The organism is Turicibacter sp. T129 (assembly GCF_025594975.1).
Taxonomy (GTDB): Bacteria; Bacillota_I; Bacilli_A; order MOL361; family Turicibacteraceae; genus Turicibacter; species Turicibacter bilis.
Genome location: NZ_JAMQUU010000066.1, coordinates 22627 through 29415 on the forward strand (window position 1 = coordinate 22627; position 6789 = coordinate 29415).

Annotated in this window: 4 protein-coding genes; all 4 read right to left on the bottom strand. The window is 36.5% G+C overall.

Annotation, left to right across the window (positions count from 1 at the left end; all coding sequences use genetic code 11):
- Positions 1-231: 231 nt before the first annotated feature.
- The 4 genes from NEH75_RS10915 to NEH75_RS10930 all read right to left on the bottom strand — a co-directional run bounded on the left by NEH75_RS10915 (position 232) and on the right by NEH75_RS10930 (position 6593).
- Positions 232-822, bottom strand: coding sequence for an FMN-dependent NADH-azoreductase (locus NEH75_RS10915; protein ID WP_055242587.1), 591 nt, complete (start codon positions 820-822; stop codon positions 232-234).
- Positions 823-914: 92 nt separating this feature from the next.
- The gene (locus NEH75_RS10920) at positions 915-2513 is read right to left on the bottom strand and encodes an NAD(P)/FAD-dependent oxidoreductase (protein ID WP_262948878.1); all 1599 of its coding nucleotides are present in this window, start codon (positions 2511-2513) and stop codon (positions 915-917) included.
- Positions 2514-2637: 124 nt separating this feature from the next.
- Positions 2638-3333: a DUF975 family protein gene (locus NEH75_RS10925; protein ID WP_262948876.1), complete on the bottom strand. Its 696-nt coding sequence runs from the start codon at positions 3331-3333 to the stop codon at positions 2638-2640.
- Between the two features lie 563 nt (positions 3334-3896).
- The gene (locus NEH75_RS10930; protein ID WP_262948877.1) at positions 3897-6593 is read right to left on the bottom strand and encodes a cation-translocating P-type ATPase; all 2697 of its coding nucleotides are present in this window, start codon (positions 6591-6593) and stop codon (positions 3897-3899) included.
- Positions 6594-6789: the final 196 nt, after the last annotated feature.

Consider the following 6789-nt stretch of genomic DNA (forward strand, 5'->3'; position numbering starts at 1 on the left):
AAGATTTCATCGCCTCATACTTCTCAAAAAATCTCAGCATATTGATGATCGGTTCATTGATCATTATCCCTTCAAACTTTCCTATAATAACGCCATTGACTTTGAACAATGAAATACTTAAGAGCCTTTAAACGAATGTTTCAAATAGTTTATGCCCTGAACCCTGGACCACAGCACAAAAAAACTCATAAATAGGATCCTTAAGTCTTAGATTCTACTTATGAGTTCATCTTAAAAGATTTGAGCTTTTTGTTGAAGCTCTCCTTGAAGTTTTCCTACTTCTTGAAGGAGTTGTTCGTTAGATAATCGATTACGACCAAGCAGTCCCACCACTTCAACTTGAGTGAGACCAATTAAATCAAAAATAGCTTTAATTTGAGATTGATGATGATCTAAAAATTTTCGCTCTCCATCATAGACTTGCCCAGATGAGGTAATATACAGCACCTTCATCTCTGAACAAAGACCAAGCATTTTTCCATCTTGATAAGTAAACGTCACATGACGATAAATAATGTTATCTAAATAAACCTTTAACATCGCAGGAAAACTATGATTCCACACTGGAGCTGCAATGACACATTTATCATAAGATTTAAATTGTTCAGCAATCTGTTTAATCTCTGTTTCTATTCCTTGATTATAACGAGACAATCGTTCATAATCCATGATAGGCATAATCGTTTGATATAAGTCAAGCACCTCTACCTCATCTGTCGGATGAGCTTGTTGGTACGCTTGAATAAAGAAGTCACTTAAGCGATAGGTCAATGATTGATCGCATGGCTTAGGATTAGCTTTAATATATAAAAGACGCGCCATAAATTTCACCTCGCACATTAGTTGTTAAGAATTCAGATACTCTTAACATAATATGATAAGTTAATCGAAATTTATGACGCTATTTGACTATTTTAGCTCATTTTTTTAAATTGTTTAATCATAGCCTCCGCACATTTGATTCCATCGATTCCAGCTGAGACAATTCCACCTGCGAAGCCTGCCCCTTCACCGGATGGATATAGCCCTTTAACAGTTAATGACTGTAACGTTTCACTGTCACGATCCATACGAACAGGTGAGGATGAACGTGATTCTACTCCTGTCATAACAGCATCATCCATGGCAAATCCTTTTAATTTACGATCAAAGGCTTGTAATCCATCTGCCATTGCATCCGTAATATAATCAGGTAATAAACGACGTAAGTTCGTTAATTTAACACCTAAGGCATATGACGGCGTCACTGATCCTAACTTTTTAGAGGCTTGTCCTTTTAAGAAATCACCGACTAATTGGGCTGGGGCTGTATAGTTACTTCCACCTAATCCAAAAGCTTTTTCTTCTAAGCGACGTTGGAACTCCACACCTGCTAACGGGTGATCTGAACCAAAGTCTTCTGGGAATACTTGAACAAGTAACGCACTATTTGCATTGTCTTGATCACGGGCATGTTCACTCATTCCATTCGTTACTAAGCGACCCTTTTCAGAACTTGATGGAACAACTAATCCACCTGGACACATACAGAATGTATACACCCCTCGTCCATTTGATGCTGTATGCGTTAATCGATATTCGGCTGCTCCTAATTTTTCATGTCCAGCAAATTCTTTATACTGTGCCACATCAATTAATGATTGGGGATGCTCCACGCGAACACCAACAGCAAATGGTTTAGCTGTAAAATGAACACCACTTTCATATAACTCATAGAACGTATCACGTGCACTATGTCCAATCGCGACAATAACATGCTCCGTTTCGATGATTTCGCCACCTTTAATTTTAACCCCTGTGATTTGTCCATCATCGATAATAAACCCTGTGGCTTGTGTATTAAAGCGAACTTCTCCACCTAATGAAATGATTTTTTCACGAATATTTTTAACAATATTACGTAATAAATCAGTTCCAACGTGCGGGTGGGCCATATATAAAATATCTTCTGGTGCACCTGCCTCGACTAAGGCTTCTAACACTTTACGTCCACGTAAATCTTTAACACGTGTCGTTAATTTTCCATCAGAAAATGTCCCAGCCCCACCTTCACCAAACTGAACATTTGAATTAGGATCTAGTTTTCCTTCACTCCAAAACTCAGCAATTGAACGGACACGATCTTCAACCGCTCCTCCACGCTCTAAAACGATTGGACAATAGCCCATCTCAGCTAAAATTAAAGCAGAAAACATTCCTGCTGGACCGAATCCAACAACAACTGGACGATGTTTCATGACTTCAGTTCCCATTTCAGGATATTTATATTCGATATCTGGTGTAATCGAAACATTTGGTAACTTTCTAGCTAAAATTTTCGCTTCATCTTTAACCGCAATATCTACCGTATAAACAAAATCTAACTTTCCACGGCGACGGGCGTCAATCGATTGTTTATAAATTCTATATTCTAATAAGTCACTTTCTTTTAACTTCAATTGTTTTAATAATAACTCTTTTACTTTTTCAATCGGATCATCAATTGAAATCTTGATTTGAGATACTCGAATCATAACATCACTCACTTTCATTTCTCTATTATAGCACAAAGCGACACAAAATATCATTTCGACGTTTTCTAATCAAAAAAAGTACCAATTATCAGCGAAAGTCGTACTTTTATGACTCAAAAGCAATCTAATAGACTGTATAAACGTTTTCGTATTGATTCGATTTTAAATAACCATTTTTGACATAGTCATAGAAAACAAACATAGACATGGCATATAAAGGTAAACTATAAACAATAGCTAACCCAAAAGTAAATGACCCTAAAATAGCCCATCCCAAGAAACTCGATTGTAAAACCACAAGCTCCCACTTATGACCCTTCATCATTTCACGACTACGTGTGATCGCTTCATCAATCCCTATTCCAGGGTTATCATTTAAAATAAACATCGCCTGAGAATAAGAATAGGATTTGATAATTCCAGGAACAGCTAATAATAATGACCAAAAGAAAAGATACAATCCTTTAATAAAATAAAGTCCGACAACTGAACCTAATTGATCGGTTGGGAAAAAATCTCTTAGCACAAACTCTTGTCCACGACGGATACGATGCATAACATCAATCGTTCCATACGAAATCATTGACATTCCAAACAAAGGCACTAAAAAAGCAAAGAACGTAAGAAATCTTCCAACAATAACTGTTACAATCATCGTTCCTAAAACAGATACCGTTAAACAAAGAGCAAACTTAATCCAAGCACCTTCTTGAAAATAAGAGCGGGCTTGTTCCTTAATATGGCGTCGCCACTCAATCTTTTGAAATAAGGCGATAATCACAATAATAAGCGGGACACTTCCACTTAAAAAAATCTTCATCTTTCCACATCACTTTCACAAATCATATTTATCCTTATTCTACTTACTTTCTTCAACACTTTCAACTCTTTTATTCTACTTTACTCATCAAAAAAGGACCTGACCTTGATTCGACTCAAATCATTAACCCCAACCGATATCCTATCTGTAAATACGAAACACAAAATTTTCGAGTGAATGAACGTCACTGGTATGAAAGCATTCAAAAACTTGCCTATTAACGAAACAATCCAATACTTAGTTATTATCAATGAGACGTGTGACTCGCCTATCTCTATCTTACTAAGTGTATGCAACATAATTAGCTATTTTAAAATGACTTTGCCGTTTCATTTTAGCATCTTATGAGATGCTTTTTTTATGGATGACATCCCCTCGTCATCCATAAAGAAGTGATTTAACATCAAACCAACTGAGTTTAACAATTATTTCCCGGGCTATATTTATAACTCACTGCAGACTAACCCATAGAAAAGGTGCCCCTAGGGCTAAAAGAAAAACCTAGTCAAAGTCATCCTTTAACTAGATTTTCATCAATCAATTATCACCCTAATAAGTCATCATTAAAATTCCAATGCTTTTTGATCGGCTTCGCTTGCTGTTGAAACAGGAGACTCTTCCACAACAATGGAAACTTGTGTTTTAGGATGTAAAACACGAACAATGGTTTTTCGAATTAAATCCACTGGAATAATCGAAACAGCTAAAAGCAAGATTAACCCCCAATGAGTTAATCCCATCGGCGTACAGCTAAACATTTTGCCACCAACGAATGTTAAAACAATTTGCACGATAACAATCATACCCATCACTTTAATGAATCCTGGATTTTGATTCATGTGTACAAACAGATTCGCTCCTTCACTACGGATATTGAACGCATTAAATACAGCTAATAAAACGAATAATGAGAAATAAGCCGTTGAATGAATATCTTCACTTCCAAAGAACTCTTTAAAGAATGGTAATGTTAAGAAAATTAAGCTTAACATAGTAACATAAGTTCCCGCGACCAAGATTTGTCCCATCATTTTTCGTGACACAATGCTTTCTGTACGCGATTTAGGTTTTTCATTCATATACGCTTTTAAGGCTGGTTCTGATCCTAAAGCTAACGCTCCTAACCCATCCATAATTAAATTAATCCATAAAATATGAGTGACACCTAATGGTTGTTCCATTCCTAAGAATGGCGCAATTGCACAAATTGCGACAGCTGCCACATTAATCGTTAATTGGAACTTAATAAATTTTTGAATATTATTATAGATCGTACGCCCATATAAAATCGCACTTTCAATTGATTTAAAATTATCATCTAAAATAACAATATCCCCGACTTCTTTTGCTACATCTGTTCCTGATCCCATCGCAAAGCCAACATCGGCACGTTTTAAAGCTGGTGCATCATTCACACCATCCCCCGTCATTCCACAAACTAAATTTAATTCTTGGGCTAAACGGACCATGCGTGATTTATCCGTTGGTAAGGCACGCGCAATAACACGGATATTCGGTAACATCTCTTTCACTGTTTCATCTGATAATTGATTTAATTCATCTGATGTCAAAGCAACATCACTCGCTTTTTTCATTAACCCACAATCTTTTGCAATGGCAACCGCTGTTTCTTTACGATCACCTGTAATCATCACGACCTGAACACCCGCTTGCTGAACTTCTCCAATGGCGTAACGAGCTTCTGGTCGAACATCATCACGAATTCCAACAAAACCAATAATCACTAAGTCAGTAGGTAAAGTATCCTCAACTAATGGTGAATTACTATAAGCAAAGGATAAAACACGCATTGATTTTTCAGCTAATTGGTCAATTTTTTGATTGATCGCTGCTAGATCTAATGGTATGACATTTCCTTCATGATCTAAGTAATATTTTGCACGTGACAATAAACGCTCAGGGGCTCCTTTGTAATAAGTTGTTCCATCTAACTCTGCTGCTGAGTATTTATTAGCTGAGTTAAATTGTTGTGTTTTAAATCCTTCAATCCCTTGAACTGCCTCATAATTTTCTTTAGTTAAGAACGATAGTAACGCTTTATCTGTGGCATTCCCACCTATAATTTCTCCACTCGCATCAAACATCGCTCCTGTATTTTTTCCAATACAAAGAAGCATTTGCTCTTTTATCATAACTGAAGCTTCATAACTATCTTCTAAAGCACCATCAAAAAATTCAACAACCTCCAGTTTTCCTTTTGTAATCGTTCCTGTCTTATCGCTGAATAAAATATTTAATGACCCAGCTGTTTCAATCCCGATTGGCTTACGAACTAAGACTTGGCTATCTAATAACTTCTTCGTATTTTGCATTAAAACAATAGCAATCATTAATGGTAATCCTTCAGGAACAGCCATCACGATAATCACAACAGCTAGCATCACTACTTCTAAGATTTGTTTAAAAATTAAAACCGGATTTTGTGCAAAGTAAGCACCAAATCCCCCCATAGCCATGATTTTAGAAAATAACAGTGCCACCATGATGAGGATAGCTCCAATGTAACCAAAGGTTGAAATTTTATGGGCTAAATCTGATAATTTCACTTTTAACGGACTATCGACTTCATCATCAGCCATCTCTTTTGCCATTTCTCCCATGACGGTTGCCATTCCAACACGAACGACTTTCATCACAGCACTTCCATCTACCGTCACTGCTCCACGAAACACAGAGGTTTCATCGACGAATGTATCCCCTGTAATCGATGTGTTCCATGTCGGCAGTTCAACACTATTTGGATCTTCATGTGCAAACTTCTTACATTCTTCTGACTCTCCATTTAAACTCGAATTATCTACTTTAATGAAGCCATCTATCAAAAAGCCATCAGCTGGAATTTTATCTCCAGATTGTAAAATAACGTTATCTCCCACCACAATATCATCAATCTCAAGTTCAACGACTTTTCCATGACGATACACTTTACATGTTTCTTTTTTAACACCACTTTTTAATTTACGATACTCACTATCTGAAGCCATCTCCGTACGAGCAGAAATAAGTGTAACTAAAGCAACTGAAAAAACAATTCCTGCTACCTCTAACCAATCTCCATGACCGATAACTGCCAAAATCCCCATAATTACAGCAATGGCAATTAATAATTTAATCATTGGATCACCTAATTGTGCTTTAACTTTTTCAAAAAACGTTTCTGCTTCAGCCTCTTCAATCACATTACTTCCGTGCTTTAAACGGCTCTCTTCTACCTGCTGATCTGTTAACCCTTTTAACATATAATGTTTCTATTACGAATGTTTCACACAAGATGAATGACCACCAGTTCCTCTATCTGGAGGACATCGTTAATACTTGCCAATCTCGTAATAGGCCTCCTTTCTTCTTCATAATCTTACTATCTATCTAAATACAAATCACTCTCATTAGACTCGATAACTTCAAGTATCTTTTTCTACTATGAAAATAAATCCA